Annotated in this window: 17 protein-coding genes and 1 tRNA gene; 6 read left to right on the top strand and 12 right to left on the bottom strand. The window is 67.2% G+C overall.

What is annotated here, in order from left to right:
• Positions 1-115: 115 nt before the first annotated feature.
• The 4 genes from BKA04_RS09425 to BKA04_RS09410 all read right to left on the bottom strand — a co-directional run bounded on the left by BKA04_RS09425 (position 116) and on the right by BKA04_RS09410 (position 2,802).
• Positions 116-191 (bottom strand) — tRNA-Ala (locus BKA04_RS09425).
• A 67-nt stretch (positions 192-258) separates the two neighbouring features.
• Positions 259-1,191 (bottom strand): hypothetical protein, encoded by a 933-nt coding sequence (locus tag BKA04_RS09420; RefSeq protein ID WP_104096179.1) that lies wholly within the window; start codon positions 1,189-1,191, stop codon positions 259-261.
• Between the two features lie 51 nt (positions 1,192-1,242).
• The gene (locus BKA04_RS09415) at positions 1,243-1,890 is read right to left on the bottom strand and encodes a GNAT family N-acetyltransferase (RefSeq protein WP_232842023.1); all 648 of its coding nucleotides are present in this window, start codon (positions 1,888-1,890) and stop codon (positions 1,243-1,245) included.
• 3 nt (positions 1,891-1,893) lie between these two features.
• A complete protein-coding gene (locus tag BKA04_RS09410; protein ID WP_104096178.1) occupies positions 1,894-2,802 on the bottom strand; it encodes a UTP--glucose-1-phosphate uridylyltransferase in 909 nt (302 codons plus the stop codon).
• Positions 2,803-2,841: 39 nt separating this feature from the next.
• Here BKA04_RS09410 and BKA04_RS09405 point away from each other — a divergent pair, with 39 nt between their 5' ends.
• From BKA04_RS09405 to mscL, 3 genes are read left to right on the top strand one after another with little or no spacing between them, the layout of a single operon-like run.
• Positions 2,842-3,432, top strand: coding sequence for a 5-formyltetrahydrofolate cyclo-ligase (locus BKA04_RS09405; protein WP_104096177.1), 591 nt, complete (start codon positions 2,842-2,844; stop codon positions 3,430-3,432).
• Between the two features lie 8 nt (positions 3,433-3,440).
• Complete coding sequence (locus BKA04_RS09400; RefSeq protein WP_104096176.1) at positions 3,441-3,782, top strand: FmdB family zinc ribbon protein; 342 nt, start codon at positions 3,441-3,443, stop codon at positions 3,780-3,782.
• A gap of 2 nt (positions 3,783-3,784) precedes the next feature.
• Entirely contained in the window at positions 3,785-4,216 is a 432-nt protein-coding gene (mscL, locus tag BKA04_RS09395; RefSeq protein ID WP_104096175.1) for a large conductance mechanosensitive channel protein MscL, read from the top strand.
• A 7-nt stretch (positions 4,217-4,223) separates the two neighbouring features.
• On the opposite strand, the gene BKA04_RS09390 is transcribed toward mscL, so the two are convergent.
• The 3 genes from BKA04_RS09390 to BKA04_RS09380 form a co-directional block, all read right to left on the bottom strand.
• Complete coding sequence (locus BKA04_RS09390) at positions 4,224-6,413, bottom strand: MMPL family transporter (RefSeq protein WP_104096174.1); 2,190 nt, start codon at positions 6,411-6,413, stop codon at positions 4,224-4,226.
• The gene (locus BKA04_RS09385; RefSeq protein ID WP_232842022.1) at positions 6,413-7,006 is read right to left on the bottom strand and encodes a MarR family winged helix-turn-helix transcriptional regulator; all 594 of its coding nucleotides are present in this window, start codon (positions 7,004-7,006) and stop codon (positions 6,413-6,415) included. Before BKA04_RS09385 ends, BKA04_RS09390 begins: the two co-directional genes overlap by 1 nt.
• Positions 7,007-7,331: 325 nt before the next feature.
• The gene (locus BKA04_RS09380) at positions 7,332-11,102 is read right to left on the bottom strand and encodes a DUF4011 domain-containing protein (RefSeq protein WP_416237009.1); all 3,771 of its coding nucleotides are present in this window, start codon (positions 11,100-11,102) and stop codon (positions 7,332-7,334) included.
• Positions 11,103-11,226: 124 nt separating this feature from the next.
• Here BKA04_RS09380 and BKA04_RS09375 point away from each other — a divergent pair, with 124 nt between their 5' ends.
• Positions 11,227-12,510 carry a coiled-coil domain-containing protein gene (locus BKA04_RS09375; protein ID WP_104096172.1) on the top strand — a complete coding sequence of 428 codons (1,284 nt, stop codon included), beginning with the start codon at positions 11,227-11,229 and terminating at the stop codon, positions 12,508-12,510.
• A gap of 153 nt (positions 12,511-12,663) precedes the next feature.
• Positions 12,664-13,284, top strand: coding sequence for a C40 family peptidase (locus BKA04_RS12310; RefSeq protein ID WP_104096171.1), 621 nt, complete (start codon positions 12,664-12,666; stop codon positions 13,282-13,284).
• A gap of 41 nt (positions 13,285-13,325) precedes the next feature.
• Here the strand turns inward: BKA04_RS12310 and BKA04_RS09365 are convergent, their stop codons facing one another.
• The 3 genes from BKA04_RS09365 to BKA04_RS09355 are packed head-to-tail and all read right to left on the bottom strand — an operon-like array spanning position 13,326 to position 16,333.
• Positions 13,326-14,462, bottom strand: a complete 1,137-nt coding sequence (locus tag BKA04_RS09365; protein WP_104096170.1) for an adenosine deaminase — start codon at positions 14,460-14,462, stop codon at positions 13,326-13,328.
• A 27-nt stretch (positions 14,463-14,489) separates the two neighbouring features.
• Complete coding sequence (locus BKA04_RS09360) at positions 14,490-15,152, bottom strand: IclR family transcriptional regulator (RefSeq protein ID WP_104096169.1); 663 nt, start codon at positions 15,150-15,152, stop codon at positions 14,490-14,492.
• Between the two features lie 5 nt (positions 15,153-15,157).
• Positions 15,158-16,333, bottom strand: coding sequence for an adenosylhomocysteinase (locus BKA04_RS09355; protein WP_104096168.1), 1,176 nt, complete (start codon positions 16,331-16,333; stop codon positions 15,158-15,160).
• A 47-nt stretch (positions 16,334-16,380) separates the two neighbouring features.
• Between BKA04_RS09355 and uriH the strand changes: the two genes are divergently transcribed.
• On the top strand, positions 16,381-17,325 hold the full coding sequence (uriH, locus tag BKA04_RS09350; protein ID WP_104096730.1) for a uridine-preferring nucleoside hydrolase UriH: 945 nt from the start codon (positions 16,381-16,383) through the stop codon (positions 17,323-17,325).
• Between the two features lie 40 nt (positions 17,326-17,365).
• On the opposite strand, the gene BKA04_RS09345 is transcribed toward uriH, so the two are convergent.
• Positions 17,366-18,697, bottom strand: coding sequence for a thymidine phosphorylase (locus BKA04_RS09345; RefSeq protein WP_104096167.1), 1,332 nt, complete (start codon positions 18,695-18,697; stop codon positions 17,366-17,368).
• A complete protein-coding gene (locus BKA04_RS09340) occupies positions 18,694-19,095 on the bottom strand; it encodes a cytidine deaminase (protein ID WP_198413317.1) in 402 nt (133 codons plus the stop codon). The genes BKA04_RS09345 and BKA04_RS09340 overlap by 4 nt, the downstream gene beginning before the upstream one ends.
• Position 19,096: the final 1 nt, after the last annotated feature.

The raw sequence follows: 19,096 nt of genomic DNA, 5'->3' as shown, positions 1-19,096 counted from the left end.
GCAGAACGAGCCTGGAGACTCAACATCAATGCCAGCCCCGCCGACGACAGAAAAGGCCGTTCAGCACGAAGCCGGACAGCCTTTTTTCAGGTCAATAGTTTGAGTAACAGACTTTTGGTGGAGCTAAGGAGATTCGAACTCCTGACCTCTTCGATGCGAACGAAGCGCGCTACCAACTGCGCCATAGCCCCGGATGATGCGTAGCTACGTTATCACGCGTGCCGTGCCGGTTTCGATACACCGGCTGCCCTGGACGGCTCAGCCGACGGCGCGGCGGCGGCGCAGGATCTCGTCGAGGTCCGCCGACGCATTGCCTGCCGGGTCCAGAATCCCCATCGAGGCGAACCTGCTCGGCGCAGATTCTGTCGGCATCGACGGCGAGGCGATTCGCGTGACCTCGGGCGATGCCTGGGCAGCCCGCAGGGCGCTCTCGGCTTCAGCGGCGGCAACGCGCAGGGCAGCAGCATGATCGATCCGCCGCTCGGTCGAAGCGGCCGAGCGAGAATGCTCCTCGGCCACGCGACCGGCGGGCGCCGCCGAGGCCGGCCGCGAAAGGTAGAGCGGCTTGGGCACGGGCACGGGAGTCCAACCGGACGGGCGGGCCGGCGCATAGTCCGCGTGATCGTGGAGTTCCGAGCTCGTCGGTGAAGCGATCGCGGCACGACGAAGCTCCGTCCGGGCACGTGTGACCGCGGCCGCCTGGCTCAGCAACCCCAGCGCTCCGAGCGCAACCACCACGGACACCGCGAGCAGCAGCCAGCTTCCCTCGGAGACGAGCGCGGCCCATCCGAAACCGCCCGCGACGATCGACGCGAGCAGAACGACCGATGCGAACGCGCGCGATCGGCGAAGACGGCGCGCGGTACTCGCTGCGGTGAACGGCGCGATGCCTGCGGAGCCGGACCCCGTGGTTTCCGGAACAGCGAACGCCGCCCTGGCGCCGGCGCCCCGCTGGTTCCTGCGCAGTGCACGTTGTTGCGCGGCGACGGCCCTGGCCGTCGCTTCGACGCGCACGACGGAGGGAACCTCCGCGCTCTCGGCGAGAACCCGCATCGTCTGCTGGAGTCTCACGGCGTTGCGCTCCGTCGCCAGGTATTCCCTGCGCTTCAGCCAGGTGGGGATGAGGTAGAGGAACCACAGCACGGCGGCGAGGGCGATGACAACGCTCGAGCCGACCCCATCGATTCCCATGCGGTTAACGGTAGGGCGAGTGCCCCGGAACGCGGCTCTGGCGCGCCGTGCCTACGGCTTCCCGAACGCTTCCCGCGCTGCCGCACGGTCGGCAGCAGGCACGATGCCTGCTCCATCCGGCACCCTTCCGTCGAGCCAGCGGCGCAGAACGCCGACCGGAAGCTCATCGACGACGAGTGCGAAGCAGAAGTGGTCCCGCCAGTCCCCGTTGATGTGGATGTACCGACGACGAAGACCCTCATAGCGGAACCCGAGCTTCTCGACGACGCGAAGCGAGGCCTCATTCTCCGGCCGGATGCAGATCTCCATGCGGTGCAGGCCCAACTGGTAGAAGCAGAAATCCGTCGCGAGGGCAACGGCGGTCGGCGTGACCGACTTACCGGCGACACGTTCGGCGACCCAGTATCCGATCGTCGCCGATGACACACTGCCCCACGAGATCGATGACACGTTCAGCTGACCGGCGAGCGCGCCGTCGTGCTCGACGATGAACGGGAGTCCGAGCCCCGCCCGCGCATTGCCGAGCAGGCTCCGGATGCTGGAGCGCACATCGAAGCTCATCGCTCCGTGCGGGTTGGTCGCCTCCCACTTGCGAAGCCAGGTGCGGTTGTCGAGGAGTTCGCGCTCGAGCTTCCTGGCATCCCGCACCCTGATGCCGCGAATGGTCACTGCACCCTCGGTGAGCGTGGGGATGATCACGGATCAGTCCAGCGTGCTCGAGAACTGCTTGAGCCACGGGCGCAGGTCGGGCCCGAGGTCCCGCCGTTCCACGGCGAGCTGCACGATGGCCTTGATGTAGTCGAGGCGATCACCCGTGTCGTACCGGCGGCCCCGGAAGATGACGCCGTACACCCCTCCGGCGATCGACGGGTCGGCCGCAAGCGTCTCGAGGGCATCCGTCAGTTGGATCTCGCCGCCCTTGCCCGGCTCCGTGCGGTCGAGGATGTCGAAGATCTCCGGCCGGAGTACATATCGGCCGATGATGGCCAGGTTCGACAGCTGCGTGCCCTCCGCAGGCTTCTCGACCAGTCCGGTGATGCGCACGACATCGTCATCCCCGGCCGTTCGCGCATCCGCGGCCTCCACCGTGGCGATCCCGTAGAGATGCGCCTGGGAGGGATCGACTTCGAGCAGTGCGATGACGGATGCGTTCCGCTCGGCCTGCACCTGAAGCATGCGGGTGAGCAGCGGATCCCGCTCGTCGATCAGGTCGTCGCCGAGCAGCACGGCGAACGGCTGGTTACCGACATGCATCCTCGCCCGCAGCACGGCGTGCCCGAGGCCGAGAGGATCACCCTGACGGAGGTAGTGCACCTCGGCGAGCTCTGTCGAATAGTTGACCTTCTGCAGGCGCACCGTGTCGCCCTTGCGTTCGAGCGCCGCCTCGAGTTCACCGACCCGGTCGAAATGATTCTCGAGCGCGCTCTTGTTCCGTCCGGTGATCATGAGGACGTCCTTGAGCCCGGCCGCGACCGCCTCCTCGACGACGTACTGGATGGCCGGTTTGTCCACGACCGGAAGCATTTCCTTCGGCATCGCCTTCGTCGCCGGGAGGAATCGGGTGCCGAGACCCGCCGCGGGGATGACCGCCTTGGTGATCTGGAATGCCATGGGGCAAGGTTACCGTTCCCGCCGCCGTAAACTGACTGTATGAGCGGTGACGAGAGCCACCAGAAGCGGGCGCTCCGTGCAGAACTGCGGGGGCGACGCCGCACCATGACGTCCCCTGAGCGCGACAACGCGACGGCGTCGATCACCCAGAATCTCATCGATCTCTCCTCCGACTTTCACGCGCACTCCATCGCCGCGTACCTGCCTGCCCATGACGAGCCGAACATCCGGCCGTACCTCCAGTGGGCGCAGGAGCACGACATCCGGGTCCTGCTGCCTGTGAGCAGGAACGACGGTCTCCTCGACTGGGCAGTGTCGAGCGACGCTGAGCAGGAGGGCATCGACGGGATGCCCGAACCGGTCGGCGAACTCCTCGGCCCGATAGCGATCAATGACGTCGACCTCATCATCGTTCCTGCCGCGGCAGTCGACCGGACCGGCATGCGGATGGGGTGGGGTCGCGGATACTTCGACCGCACACTCGGATCGATGGAGAAGTGCCCACCCGTGTTCGCCGTGATCTTCGACAATGAGCTCGTCGACACCGTGCCCACCGAACTTCACGACAAGCGCGTCAACGGCGTCGTCACCCCGGTGGGCATCACCAGTTTCACCGGATCTGCCAACTAAGGAACCCTGTGCCCACCTACTCCTACCGATGCACGGAATGCGGCAACGCCTTCGATGTGCAACAGTCGTTCACCGACGATTCGCTGACGGTGTGCCCCAGCTGCGGCGGCCTCTTGCGCAAGGTGTTCAGCCCGGTCGGGGTCTCCTTCACCGGCGCAGGGTTCTACCGGAACGACTCCAGGGCCGCGCCACCGAAGGAGAAGGCGAAGAAGGAGTCCACCTCGGGCGATGGCTCGACTTCCGCCACGCCGGCAGCGAAGGATGCGGCGGCAAAGGCAGCGCCCGCGAGGAACGCGGCCGCGGCACAGTCGACTCCCGGCTCCGGGAGCAGATCGGGAAAGAAGGAGTAGTCATGTTCAAGGGATTCAAGGAATTCATCATGCGCGGCAACGTGATCGACCTCGCCGTCGCGGTCGTCATCGGCGCAGCGTTCACCGCCATCATCAACGCGCTGGTCACCGGGATCATCAATCCGGCACTCGGCGCGCTCTTCAACGCCGAGGACCTCAACGGGGCCTGGATCGTGACGATTCCGACCCTCGCCGGCGGCAAGGCCGAGATCCTCTTCGGCGCGCTTGTCGCCGCGGCGATCCAGTTCATCCTCGTCGCCGCTGCGGTGTATTTCGCGCTCGTGCTTCCGGTGAACAAGCTCAAGGAGCGCGCGGAAGCACGTCGCAAGGCCGGCGCCTCGGAAGAGGATGTCCCGCCGGACGAGCTCCAGCTGCTCACCGAGATCCGCGACCTTCTCGCTTCGCCCGCGACCGGTCGCCACACGACAGAATAGGTCGCACTCAGTCGGCCGAGCTGGCGAGCCTCGACGGCCACCAGATCGACCGACCGATGTCGTACGACAGTGCCGGTACCAGAAGCGATCGGACGACGATCGTGTCGACGAGGACTCCGAACGCCACGATGAAGGCGATCTGCACGAGAAACAGGATCGGAATGACCGACAGCGCCGCGAACGTCGCCGCGAGCACGACGCCTGCCGATGTGATGACACTGCCTGTCACGCCGAGACCCCTCAGGATGCCGGGTCTCGTTCCGAGTTTGAGCGACTCCTCCCGCACCCTCGTCATGAGGAAGATGTTGTAGTCCACCCCGAGCGCGACGAGGAAGACGAACCCGAAGAGCGGCACCGCGGCATCCGCGCCGGGGAACCCGAACACGTGGTTGAAGACGAGGGCGGACACGCCGAGCGCGGTGCCGTAGGAGATGACCACGCTCAGGATGAGCAGCACCGGCGCAAGGATCGACCGCAGGAGCAGCATGAGGATGAGCAGGATCACCACGAGGACGATGGGGATGATCTTCGTGAGGTCACTCAACGAGGTGTCCGTCGTGTCGAGCGCGATCGCTGTGACTCCGCCGACCAGCACGGAAGGATCGATGGCCGGAAGCGTCGTTCGCAACTCCCTCACGACGTTCTCCGCGTCGTCGGAGTCAGCCTCATAGTCGAGCACCGCGTTGACGAGGACCTTGCCGTCGCGTACGGCAGGCACAGGGGGCGGCGCGGTCGGGTCCATGGTCGGGCGCGCGGTGCCGGGGACGATCGACGCAGAGCTGATCCCCTTCGTGGCCTCGAGCGCGCTGACGATGTCGTTCGCCGACGACTCGTCGCTCACCACGACAATGGGGCTTCCCGAGCCCGCATCGAAGTGCCTGGCAAGAACGGCCTGGCCATCGACGGCATCCGATTGTGTGAGGACCAGGTCGGTCTGCGGGACACCGTTGGCCTGAAGCTGAAGGATGCCGGAGCCGCCGGCGAGCAGGACAACCAGTGCGACGATCCAGGTCACGCGCGGTCGTCGCGAAACCAGAGTCCCGATTCGGCGCCAGATGCCCGTCACGCCGACGAGCCCGCGAAGGGTCCCCGGCGACGCGGGCTCCCGGTCGGAATCGGGAACATACGTCGGCCGGATCGGCCAGAACGCCGTGCGCCCGAACAGAACCAGGAAGGTGGGCAGGAGGGTGAGCGCGGCGAGGAGCGAGAACACGATTCCGATTGCGGCGATGGGGCCGAGACTCTTGTTCGAGTTCAGGTCGGAGAACAGAAGGCACAGCAGGGCGATGATGACAGTGGCGCCGGACGCGACGATGGGCTCCCATGCCGCGCGCAGCGCACGCAGGATGGCGCTCCAGCGCGACTCGACGTGACCGAGGGCCTCCTTGAACCGCGCAACGAGGAGTAGCGAGTAATCCGTCGCGGCTCCGATCACGAGGATCGACAGGATTCCCTGACTCTGCCCACTCAGGGAGATCCATCCCCAGCTCGCGAAGGCGTAGACGAGCAGGATGGCCGCGCACAGCGCGAACACCGACGTCAGCAGGACCAGGAAGGGCAGTACGACCGACCGGTAGACGAGAAGCAGGATCAGGAACACCGCGCCACCCGCCACCAGGAGCAGGATTCCGTCGATGCCGCCGAAGGCGCTGACCAGGTCTGCCGTCAAGCCTGCCGGGCCGGTCACGTAGCCGGTCATGCCGTGCGGCACATTGTCGCTCACGACGGAGCGCAGGTCGGCGATGACGACTCTCAGGCCATCCGACTCGGCAATCGGGACGATGTACTCGATGGCCAGACCGTCCTTCGACGGGATCGGGCCGACGACGGATGTGTCCTGGCCCGATTCGGGTGACTCGACCCCCTCGACCTCCCCGAGCTTCTCTCCGAGCGCGGCGAAGCCGGACAGGTCCGACCTGTCGATCGTCGACGTCGACTCGATGACGACGACGGCGGGGATCGCGTCGGAGTCGGTGAACTTCTTCTGCCACGCGATGGCTTCCGTCGACTCTGCGGTCGCAGGGAGGAAGGAAGCCTGGTCGTTGCTCGAGACCGAAGAGAGCTTGCCGAATGTCGGGCCACCGATTGCCGCGGCCGCGAACCAGATGATGAGCAGGATGGCCGGGATGCCGATCCTGGCCCACCGGATGCGAGACCGGCCGGCGGTCGCGCCGGTCGCCGAATCGTTGCGCGCCATCAGTCGACATCCCCCGTCTCGACAGTGCCCGTCTCGACAGTGCCGGCCTCGACAGTGCCCGTCGCAGACAAATCATCCAGGAACCGGATCACGACCTCCCGCTCCTCCGGGGCGAGTTTCGCGGCGACCTGGAACCGTCGCGCGTGCAGTCGCCCCACCCTCTCCTGCACCTCGTCGTGGGCGCGCTCGTTGACGGTGATGACGATGGCCCGTCGATCGGCCGGATGCGGTGTGCGCGTGATGTGGCCGGCAGCGGCAAGCCGGTCGAGGAGTTTGGTGGTGGATGCCGTGGAGATGCCCAGGTGCTCCGCGATCATCCCGGGAGTCGCCGACGTACCCCAGTTGGTCGACACGATGATGAAACGCATCGCCTTCATGTCATTGTCACCGAGGTGCATCTGGCGGCGGGACTCTTCACTCATCCGCTCTTCAGCCTCCCGCCAGCGGCGCACTGCCGAAAGGACGGAGATGACAGCCTCCAGCTCGGCCGGATCCATCCCGCCGCGGGGGATCAGAACCTGATCCGGGTCGATGTACCTCGGGTCGATCATCGGATCGATCGTGGAGGGGGTGTCCGCCGTCTCTTCGCGCATGCCTCGATCATACTGCATAAGCTAGATACAACGTAACCTAGTATCTATCTCAGCTAGTAATACTCGACGCGGTCAACCCCAGTGCGGCGGCTTGTCCGCCTTCAGGCGCTCGTCGTTCTCCCCGGATGAATGGCGTGCGGGCTCCGGCTGCGGATTCGGGTCGGACCCGGGAACGGCCCGGGTCGACACCCGTCGATGGCGCCGAACTGACTGTTCCCCCGTGGCCTGCCCCTCCGCCTCATCGGATGGGGGCATGCCCACGTGCTCCGCGTCTGTCGGGCAGTCTGGCGAATCCTTCGCCTCGTGCCTTCCGGCATCCATCGCGCTAACCGCCGACCGGCCTGTTCGCGGCCAGGACGGGGATCGGTTCCGTGATCGGTGAATTGTCAGCGCCGAGCATCCTGACGACGCGGTCGGCGACGGCATCCGGATTGCTGAACAGTTCGAACGCATAGACGCGGAGGTAGTGCCACCCGAGCCGCCGGAGCAGTTCGGGGCGGAGGCGCAAGGACTCCCTCAGACTCGAGCCGCCGAGCACCGTGTCCGTCTCGATCGCGAGACACATTCCGCCGTGGTTCGCGACCAGGCCCAGCTTGCCGCGGTGCCCGAGGGCCACGCGAAGCCCCCTCGACTCCAGCCGGCGCGCGAGGTCGACGAGCATCGGATCGCTGTCGTCGGGAATGGACTCGATGCGAGTACGCGCTGTGACATCGGTGAGGATCTCCGCGAGCGCTATCGCACCGAAGCGCATCCTGTCCTCGTCGATGTCTGCGGCCTCGAAGCAGGTCACGATGACCATCGCGCGCCGTGCGCGGGTCATGGCGGCAGCCAGCATCCGTTCGCCACCGGGGCGTCCCAGGGAGCCGAAATCGCTCAGCACCCTGCCGTGCGGCGTCCGTCCGTAGCCGATCGAGAAGATGACGCGGTCACGGCTCTCCGCCACCGCCTGTTCGATCGTCGTGACCATGAACGGTTCGGCTCGGTCACCCAGGATGAAGTCGTGCACGTCCGGCCGGGTCGAGAGCGCGAGCAGGACGGCCTGCTGCACCCGAACGGCGTGGCGGGGGCTCGCCGTGATGACCATGAGGGACTCGTGGGGGCGCTGGTGCGCGTGCTCGAGCACGAGTTCCACCACCCGGTCGACCTCGGCATCGACGCTCTCCACGGCGCCGGTGTCACCGTCGGGCATTCCGGTTCCGTTGTCGATGTGGTCGATCCGGATGCTCCCGTGCCCGAGGAAGCTCCCCGCCCACGGAATCGACTCGATCCGCCCTGCGTAGAACCGCCGGTTCACGAGCTCGGCGAGATCCTCGCCGCCCGCGCGATAACTGCGAGTGAGGGTGAGCGTCGGAAGGAGGGTGCCCAGGGTCGCGAGTGCGGATGCCGCGTGCAGCGCGTCGAGGTCGTCGACCGTCGGCTCCTCCGCATCCTCCGCACCGAGTGCCACGACGAACGGAGCGGGAGTCTGGGTCACCGGATCTCCGAACGCGACGACCTGCTTCGACCGACGGATGCCGCCGAGGCTCTCAGCGATCGTCATGGCGCCGGCGTCGACGAGGATCACGGTGTCGAACCGGAGGCTGTCGGTGATCTCCGGAACCTCATAGGGGGACGCGATCCACACCGGGGCGATCGCCCGCGACAGGTGCGGCGCAGCCTCCTGCAGTGCGTACGAGGTCGCCGACGATCCGCGCAGCACCCGCTTGAGTGCGGAAGCCTCGTCCGGCCAGTCGACGAGGCCGACGCTCCAGTTCTCCGCGAGCTGCCATGAGAGGAGGTGTGCGCTCCCGGCTGCATGGGCCTCATCCACGAGACGGAAGTCGGCTTCGAGCCGGTCGAGGACATCCGTATTCGCCCCCAGGAGCGCGCGCTCCTGCTCGAGCAGGGACTCGAGTGCCGAGCGCCACCAGGCGAGTTCCAGTTCTGCGGCGACCTGGCCCTCCGGGACGTGCCGGGATGCGAGATCGGCCAGCAGAGGGTCGAGTTCGAGTTCACGAAGCGTCGCGAGGAGAACCGTGCGCTCCTGCAGGTTGTGCAGGGCATCCGAATCCGCCGCGAGATCGGCGAGTCCACCGACCAGGTTGGCGATCGGCAGGTTCGCGAGCTGGCTCGCCGTGGTCTGGTTGCCGAGCGGCTCGTCGAGCGCTGCGAGATCCTGCATGACCTGCTGGTGCGCGACCTGGACGTCGGCGATGCCCACCGGGATCTCCGGCGAGACTCCCTCTGCGACGAACCGCTGCCACAGGAAGCGCTGCTGCTGGATGCGGCGCAGGGCATCGTTGAGGTCGCCGACGTGGGCTCCCGGGCGCTGGTATTCCCGCGCGAGTCGCCTCATGCGCCGGCGGTTGGCCGACGACATGTGGGAGGACTCCTTGCGCGAACTCGTTGCAGCGATGAGTTCGCTCAGCGACCGTTCGAACACCACGGGGAGGAACTTGTCGAGCGAATCGCGGATGTCCGTGAGCAGCCGAAGATAGACGCCCAGTTCGGCGACAGTCTCGAACGGCCGCATGCGCGTGCCCGCGATGAGTTCGCTCGCCCTCTGGAGCAGGCGCGGGACTTCGACGTGGTACAGCTGCTTCGCTATTCCGTGCGCGCGGGTCGCCTTCTCGCTCGTGGAGAAGGTCGCGCCGTACCAGGCGGAGTCGCCCGGACCGTACTTGAATTCGCCGAGGCTCGCCGCCTTGATCATGGTCTCAGCGGCCCGTTCGCGCCCCTTCGACATGAGTTCGACCGACGTGCGGCTCAGCCGCGCCGTCGACGCCGGGGGATGCGGAAGGAGCGCGAGCCTGGACAACTCGGTCAGGCAGTCGAGTACGGAGACCCCGAGCTCCGGGTCGGTGCGCGTCACGGCGCCCCGGTAGTCGATGAGCACTTTTCGAAGTCGGACGAGCGCCTCGTCGACTTCCGCCAGCTTGGGTGCCTTCGCTTTCTCGTTGCGGCCGATCGCGCGCACGACGTCGCGCCGCAGCGTCGTTGGCGCAACGGGAAGTCCCACCAGCCCGACGTCGCCGAAACGCTGCGCGATGCCCTGCAGCGATGCCCTGCGCGGGCTCACGACGAGTACGCGCTTGTTCTGCTGCACGAGTGTGCCGATCGCGTTGACGATCGTCTGGGTTCCGCCGGTGCCGGGAAGCGTCTTCACGACGACCGAATTGCCCGCCGCGATCTGGGCGATGACGTCCTCCTGCTCCGAGTCCGCGTCGAGCAGGAGGGTGTCGGTTTCCGGTGTGCGCTCGTCGGGGTTGCGCACCTCCGTCGGGGAGTGGCTCTCCTCGACCGCCCATTTCGCGCTCGGATTGCCGGCGAGCGCGTCGAGGATGGGATGCTCGAGGGCCGCAGCATCCGCGACCATGCCCGTGGCGACATCCGCGAACGAGGACACGATGAGCCTCGGTTGGACGTTGAACCACTCGAGGTGACGTGTGAGCCCGCGGAGCCGGTCGATCACCGGATTCGGTTTGAACGAGCCATCCTGCTGCGCGAGCGCGACGAAGCCCTGCGCATCGAGAACGATGCGGAACTGCTCCTCGAGCGCCGTGGCCAGAGCAGGGTTGAGGAGCGGCTCACCGCGAAGCCGCAGTTCGAAGTCGTTCCCGTAGCGGCGGATCGCCAGCGGACGAAGCAGGATCGGCGCCCGGTGGTCCACGTCCTCGAACTGCCATGCCGCGACGCCGATTCCGAGGTGGACGGAGTCGATGCCCCTCGTCGTCGCCAGTTCCCTCGACTTCGCCGCGATCTCCGCCGCAGCGAGCTTGGCGGCCCGCAGGGCGACGTCGTCGCGGATGAGGCTGGAGAGAAGGGTGGTCTTGCCCGTGATGAACTGCGCGAGACCACCGGGGTGCGTCGCCCCGAGTTCGATGCGGGTGAGCGGGCCGTCGACGAAGTGCAGCAGCGGGTTCGCGCCACCCACCTCGGCGAGCTGCGAGCGCCATCCGTCCCAGGTGGGTTGAGCGACGTTCACGGCCGTGAAGGACGGGTCGCCGAGACTGAGCGCGTGGGGTGCAGTGACCTGCTGCTGAGCGTGGGCAGGGTCATCCGCGTGCTCCACTGGGTCTTCCAGGAAGTCATCATGATGATTGCCGACGCGCCACACGAAGCCACCTTAAGCGGAGAAAGCCTGATTTCCGGGGAGGCGCGACCAGTTTTGCCGCTCCGACGGCCCGCGCGGCCCTCGCGCGGCGGCCCGGATCCATTCGGGCGACCATAGGATGATCCGCATGGGTGGCCAACTGCTGAGCGCCGCATGGACGGCAGGCATCACCGTCATCGTGATCTTCGTCGCCATCGTCGGTGTCGGCTTCTGGATGCTGGCGAGGCGGCGTGGGAACGGCCGAGTGGGCGATCCGCTGGACTCGCTCCAGCAGAGGGCCAACATCCTGCTCGTCCGCGTCGACGACGCCGTCAAGAACGCAGAGGACGAACTCGGATTCGCTATCGCCCAGTTCGGGGACGTGAAATCGCAGGAGTTCGATCGCGTGCTCTCGACCGCCAAGAAGCAACTGCGCGAGGCATTCGAACTCCAGCAGAAACTCGACGACGCCTATGCGGACAGCGACACCCAGCGTCGCGACTGGAGCGGCCGCATCATCCACCTGTGCGAAACCGCTGCGGCCTCCCTCGAGCAGCAGGAGAAGTCGTTCGCCGAGCTGCGCGAACTCGAGAAGAATGCACCGCAGAATCTCGCGGCGGTGCGCAGCGCCCTCTCCACCGTCGACTCGCGACTGAAGGACTCGGCGAAGACCCTCGCGGCGCTGTCCAGCGGATACTCCGCCGATGCCGTGTCGACGGTGGCCGACAGTGTCGAGCGCGCACAGGCCGAGCGGGCGGAATCCGAGACGGCGGCGGCGAAGGCGGATGCCATCCTGACGGCCGCGCCGGGCGACCGGGGCACGCCGGATACGGGCGCATCCGACCTCATCCGCAGGGCGAGCGAGCATGCCTACCGGGCCCAGAAGCTCCTCGAGGGGATCGAGGCCCTCCGCACGGAGCTTGCCAAGGCGAGGGATGCCGTGGTCGCCCTCAGGAACTCCACCCGTGAGAGCCTCGCGCCGGCGCGTGCCGCACGAGATGCCCCTCCGGATGCGGACACCGGCGCCGCCGTCGGCAGGGCGATCGCAACCGTCGAGGCCGCACTGGCGGTCGACCCCGACCTGAAGGATCCGCTCGCCACGCTCGAGACGCTGCGTGCCGCGAACGCGGAACTCGACACGAGCATGGCGGGGGCGCGGAACCAGCAGCAGCGGCTTGATGGCGCCCGCACCGCCCTCGTCGGTGCTCTCGTGGGGGCCCGCAGCCAGCTCACCGCGACCAGGAACTACATCGACACCCGCCGAGGAGGTGTCGGCGCGGATGCGCGGACGAGGCTCGCCGAGGCGGAGCGGCTCCTCGCCGTGGCCGAGGCGGAAGCCGATCCGGTCGCGGCGCTCGACACCGCGAGGAGCTCTGCGACCTACTCGAGGGACGCCGACGCGCTCGCCCGATACGACCTCATGGGCCGCTGACCACCCCGCCGCGAGGCTGGGAATGCCCTGAATTCGGCCCATCAGATTGGGCTGCAGCGGCTCGCGCTGTACCATGGAACCTGCTTTGTCAGTTTCTGGTGTGCCCGTCACGCCGGCCCATACCCGTCAGGGTACGAGAAAGGTTCGCCCCGCGTGACTTCCCGAAAGACCCGTGACCTGGTCGCGAAGTTCGCGGTGATCGCGGTCTCCGGGGGCCTCGTCGCAAGTCTCGCGATACCGGCCAATGCGTTCAATCAGGGCGCCCAGGCCGAGGAATCGACTCTCCGGACGCCGAAAGAGGTTGCCGTCCAGAGCGTCGACGTCTCGGGATCCATCGAGCTCGCGGTCTCCCGCGACGGCTACAGCGCCACGAAGCGGCGCGTCGTCACGGCACTCGTCAACCGCTTCGTGACCCTGAACCCGCCGGCCCAGACCTACAGTGGCGAAGCGGTTGTCGCATTCGCCATGCAGTTCGTCGGAGTCGTACCCTACGGGTACGGCAACAGCCCGACCACGAGCTTCAGTTGCGATGGACTCACGCAGTACGTCTTCAAGAACTTCGGGATCTCCCTCCCGCGCACGGCAGATGCTCAGGCCAGATACGCGGTGCCGATCTCCCAGGCGGATGCTCGCCCCGGCGACCTGCTCTGGTACCCGCACCAGCACATTGCGATCTACGCGGGCCCCGGCATGATGGTGGATTCGCCTCGCCCAGGACGGTACGTCGAGTACCACGCCATCTGGGGCAGCCCCGTCTACATGCGACTCAAGTAGTCGTCTAGCGCACGACGGCGAGGGCGTGGCCCTCACCGCGATCAGAGCGCGTCGAACCCGCGGATGATGCGGTCGGCGAGGTCCTCCCTCTCCTCCACAGGGAGAAAGCTGCCTGCCGCGGCGTTGAGCTGAAACGTCTCCAGGTCTCCGAGGTCGTAGCCGAACGTGTCGGCGAGAAGAGCGAGCTCGCGACTCAGGGTCGTGTTGCTCATGAGTCGATTGTCGGTGTTGACGGTGACGCGGAAGCCCAGCTGGTACAGGAGGTCGAAGGGATGGTCGGCCAGCTCTGAGCCCCAGGCGGCGATCGCACCGGTCTGAAGGTTCGATGACGGGCTGAGTTCGAGAGCGATCTCCCGGTCCTTGACCCACTCTGCGAGCGCTCCGAGCGTGACGAGGCTGCTGCCGCCCTGCTCGTGCTCGACGTCGATGTCCTCCGCGATCCGTACCCCGTGCCCGAGCCGCAGCGTGCGCCCGTCGAAGAGCGCGCTGCGGATGCTGTCGAGGCCGGCTGCTTCACCCGCATGGACCGTGACGGGCATGAAGTGCTCTGCCAGGTAGTCGAACGCGCCGCGCATCCGGCTCGGCGGGAACCCGTCCTCCGGCCCCGCGATGTCGAACCCGACCGCTCCGTTGTCGCGGTGCCGAACCGCGAGCCGGGCGATCTCGGCCCCGTTGTCCGCCTGGCGCATCGCGCTGACGAGTTGTCCGATGCGGATGCTGCCACCGGTCCGCGAGACGGAGGCGATGCCGTCCTCGATCCCGCCCTGCACAGCATCCACAGCCTCGTCGAGGCTGAGCCCCCGTGCGCGGTGCTGCTCGGGCGCCCACCGGATTTCGCCGTAGATCACACCGTCCGCGTGGAGATCCTCCACGAAGTCCCGCGCGACGCGTGCGAGGCCGTCCGCCGTCTGCATGACGGAGAGCGTCACGTCGAAGGTCTTGAGATACTCCACGAGCGAACCGGAGTCGGACTGGGTCGCGAACCAGGAGCCGAGCGCGAGCGCATCATCCGCCGGGATGTCGATGTCGAGCTCGTGGGCCAGCTCGATGATCGTCTGGGGTCGAAGGCCACCGTCGAGGTGGTCGTGAAGCGACACCTTCGGCAGCACGGCGGCGGAGAGGCCATCCAGAAGTCGGTGGTCGCGCCCGGTCGCGGGTTCGAAATCTACGGAGGTCATTCTGCAAACCTACTGGCTCGGCGCTCGTCAGTCACCGCGCACGAGAGCGGACACGGTGCGACCTGTCGCCGTCACGGCCCGCAGCACGGCGGCGATCGGCAGGCCGCTGTACGACGTGGCGATGTACGGGACGGTGATCGCCGCGATCGCGACACCGGACGCGTCGACTACGGGGGCGACGAGGTCGGTGATTCCCGGCTGGAGAGAATCGTCCTGCCTCAGGTAGCCGAGCGGCGCTCCCTCCGTGAGCACCTGGCCGGCCGGAGTCTCGAGTGGAAACTCCGCTCCCACCCTCACCCGGAACCCGAAGTCCGCCGGGCTCTCCGCCTGCGCGATGACACGAACGCGACCCGCGTCGAGCACGCTCAGGTTGCACGACTGGTGCACCTCTTCGGTGAGGCTGCGCATCGGGCCGATGGCCAGGGCGATGAGGCCGCGCAACCGCGGTTGCCGATGAGCCAGGTCCAGCATCCGCGTCGACAGGAGGTAGAGTCCGCTCGGCCTCTCGCGCACGATCCAGCCGCGTCGTTCGAGGCGTTGCAGCACGCGGAAGACCTGGCTCGGAGTTCGTCCGACAGCGTCCGCCAGCTCGCCCTGGCCCACCCCACCGCCCTGGTCGGCCAGGAACTCGAGGATGTCGAGGGCCTTGTCGAGCGCGGGGACCGCGTAGTTCGGATCGGACGTCGCCATCGCCGCTACCGGTCTGCCCCCATGGCGGAGAGCATGCGTCGCGCGATCTCGCGGTTGATATCGTCGGGGATCGGCTGTGCTCCATCGGCGAGACTCTCCGCCGAGCGCGCGATGCGCTCCAGTGAGAGCGTCTGGAGCAGGAAGCCGAGGTCCATCGACTCGAGCGAGTTGCCCTTCGGTTCGCGCCCGGCGAGGTTCATCATGCGGCCCTCGGCGAGGAGGATGACGTGGCGGCCGTCGGCGAATTCGATCCGTTCGATCGCGGCATCGAGCGTGCGCACCTCGGCGGCATCCGCTTTCAGCGCGGCGACGTCGATCTCCCACGGGAAGTGGCCGCAATTGGCGAGAACGCTGCCGTCCCGCAGCAACGGGAAGATGTCCGGACCGATGACATCCGGATGTCCCGTCGCGGTGATGAACACCTCGCCCCACGTCGCGAGGCCCTGCATCGTATCGACCCGGTAGCCGTCGAGGGCGGCTTCGAAGGCCTTGAGCTCATCGACCTCCACGACTGCGACCTTGCCACCGAGAGCGCGCAGATACTGGGCGACTCCCCTGCCGCACCAACCGTACCCGGCGACGACGAAGCGCCGACCGGGAACCATGAGGTTCGTGATGCGCATGAAGCTCTCCACGACCGACTGGCCGACTGCGTGACGGTTCTCGCCGATCGCCTTGAGGATGCTGTCGTTGATGACGAGGATCGGGAACGGAATGGCCCCGGCGAGTTCGCCGCGCAGGCGCAGGCCCCCGGAGGTGGTCTCCTCGGTGCCGCCGAGGATCGTGTCCTGCCTTCCGCGCGCGACGATGCCCGCGGCGAGGTCGGCCCCGTTGTCGAGGAGGATGTCCGGCTCGGCATCGAGCACGCCCGCGATGTTCCTCCCGTGCTCGTCGAGCGTGTCGTCGCGGCTGCCGAACACGGTCATCCCGCTCGCGCGCAGTACGGCGACGACGTCATCCTGGGTCGAACCGTGGTTGCCGGTTGCGACGACCTCTGCCCCACCCGCCGCAAGGGTCTCGAGCAGCACGGCCGTCTTCGGCTCGAGGTGAAGCGACATCCCGATGCGGTGCCCGGCGAACGGCCGGGTCTCCGCGAAGTGTGCGCGCGCGTCGGCCAGGAGCGGCATGCGGGAACGGATCCATTCGATGCGGCCACGGCCGCGGGCGACAAGCTCATCCATGCCTTGATCATACATATATGAAGATGATTTTCATATATGATGTCATCATGACGACGAAGATCATCCTCGACTGCGACCCAGGACACGACGACGCGATCGCTCTCCTGCTCGCTCACGGGAATCCGAACATCGAGCTCGTGGCCGTGACGACAGTGCACGGGAACCAGACGATCGAGAAGGTCACGAGGAACGCTCTGGCCGTGGCGACGGTCGCAGGCATCACGGGCGTGCCGTTCGCCGCAGGCGCCCACCGCCCGCTCGTGCGGACACCGGAGGTCGCCGAATCCATCCATGGGGACTCCGGACTCGACGGCCCCGTGCTGCCGGAGCCTGCGTTCGAGGCGGAGGATCGTCACGCCGTCGACCTCATCATCGACACCATCATGAGCAGTGAGCCGGGAACCATCACGCTCGTCCCGACCGGGGCGCTCACGAACATCGCCCTCGCCGTACGCAAGGAGCCGCGCATCGCCGAGCGCGTGAAAGAGGTCGTGCTCATGGGCGGCGGATACCACGTGGGCAACTGGAGCGCTGCCGCAGAGTTCAACATCGTGATCGACCCCGAAGCCGCCCACATCGTGTTCAACGAGAAGTGGAAGCTCACCATGGTCGGTCTCGACCTCACGCACCAGGCGCTCGCGACACCGGATGTCGTCGCGGCGATCGCTGCCGTCGACACGAAGCCGGCGAGGTTCGTGCTCGAACTGCTCGAGTTCTTCGCCGAGAGCTACAAGGACGCACAGGGCTTCGACCATCCACCCGTGCACGACCCATGCGCCGTCGCACTCGTCATCGACCCGAGCGTCATGAGTGTCGTTCGGGTGCCCCTCGACATCGAACTCACCGGCAGCCTCACGCTCGGAATGACGGTTGCGGACTTCCGCTCGGCGGCACCGGAGGACTGCACGACGTATGCCGCGACGGACCTCGACCACGCGAAGTTCTGGAGTCTCATCGTCGATGCGCTCGAACGCATCGGCGATCCCGTGTGAGTTCGACGCCCTCACTCGCAGTTGGGCGTGGCTCCCCGGCTCAGGCCGTGATGCGGCCCTGGATGAGTGGGCCGCCGTCGTGGACCTCAGAACCCGGGTCGCCGATCCGGTAGGCGCCTTGGAGGGCCTCGAGGGCGCGTTCGAACCGCGCGGGCTCATCCGCGTTTAGCGTGAAGAGCGGCTGGCCCTTCTTCACCGGGTCTCCGGGCTTCGCGTGCAGGTCGACGCCGGCAGAGTGCTGCACGGGGTCCTCCTTGCGGGCGCGCCCGGCCCCCAGCCGCCACGCCGCGATCCCGAACGGCAATGCCTGCTGCTCGACGAGGATGCCATCCCGATCGGCCGTGACGACGTGCGTCTCCTTCGCAACCGGCAGCGCAGCATCCGGGTCACCGTGCTGCGCCGAGATCATCGCGCGCCAGGTGTCCATGGCGCGGCCATCCTTGAGCGCGGCCTCGACGTCGGCGTCGGGCTGCCCGGCCGAGGCGAGCATCTCGCGCGCCAGGGCGATCGTGAGTTCGACGACATCCGCTGGGCCGCCTCCGGCGAGCACCTCGACGGATTCGCGAACCTCGTTCGCGTTCCCGATCGCGAGGCCGAGCGGCACGTTCATGTTGGTGAGCAGAGCCGTGGTCGCCACCCCGGCGTCCGTACCGAGCGCCACCATCGTCTCGGCGAGCTGGCGGCTGCGGGCGGGGTCCTGCATGAACGCGCCGGACCCGAACTTCACATCGAGCACGAGCGCGGACGTCCCCTCGGCGATCTTCTTGCTCATGATCGACGACGCGATGAGCGGGATCGACTCCACGGTTCCCGTGATGTCGCGCAGCGCGTACAGTTTCTTGTCCGCGGGCGCGAGGGACGCACCGGCAGCGCACACCACAGCCCCCACCGATTCCAGCTGTGCCCGCATCCCCTCTGCGCTGACATCCGCCTGCCAGCCCGGGATGCTCTCGAGCTTGTCGAGCGTTCCGCCGGTGTGGCCGAGCCCGCGGCCGGAGAGCTGCGGCACCGCGACCCCGAAGGATGCGACGAGCGGCGCGAGCGGGAGCGTGATCTTGTCGCCCACCCCGCCGGTCGAGTGCTTGTCGGCGGTCTTCTTCGACAGTCCGTCGAAGCTCAGCCGCTCACCGGATGCGATCATCGCGAGGGTGAGATCGCGCACTTCCTCGCGGTCCATCCCGTTCAGGAAGATCGCCATGGCCATGGCCGCCATCTGCTCATCCCCGACGTAACCGCGGGTGTACGCGTCGATGAGCCAGGAGACCTGTGCAGTGGAGAGCTTCTTGCCATCGCGCTTGGCATGGATGAGGTCGACCGTGTCGAAGGGCTCGATGCCGCTGGCCTGGGCTGCACCGGATGTCGTGGCGGTCATGCGCTGTATTCCTCCAGGGTGCGGGGGCCGAAGGCGTCGGGGATGACCTCGTCGATCGTCTTCACACCGGAGACCGTCTCGAGCAGCATGCCGGGAGCGGAGTGCTCGAAGAGCAGCTGGCGGCATCGGCCGCAGGGCATGAGGATGTTGCCGTGGCCGTCCACGCAGGTGAACGCGACGAGCCTCCCACCGCCGGTCATGTGGAGGCTCGACACGAGCGCGCACTCCGCGCACAGGGTGAGCCCATAGGAGGCGTTCTCGACGTTGCAGCCCGAGATGACGCGGCCGTCATCCACCATCGCCGCAGCCCCCACCGGAAATTTCGAATAGGGCACGTATGCATGCGCATTCGCCTCGTTCGCGATGTCGCGCAATCCGTCCCAGTCGACGTCAGTCATG

It is taken from the genome of Terrimesophilobacter mesophilus (genome assembly GCF_014200375.1).
In the GTDB taxonomy this organism is placed as follows: Bacteria; Actinomycetota; Actinomycetes; order Actinomycetales; family Microbacteriaceae; genus Terrimesophilobacter; species Terrimesophilobacter mesophilus.
Note: the sequence above shows the minus strand (reverse complement) of the source record. Positions and strands in the feature narration are given on the sequence as shown.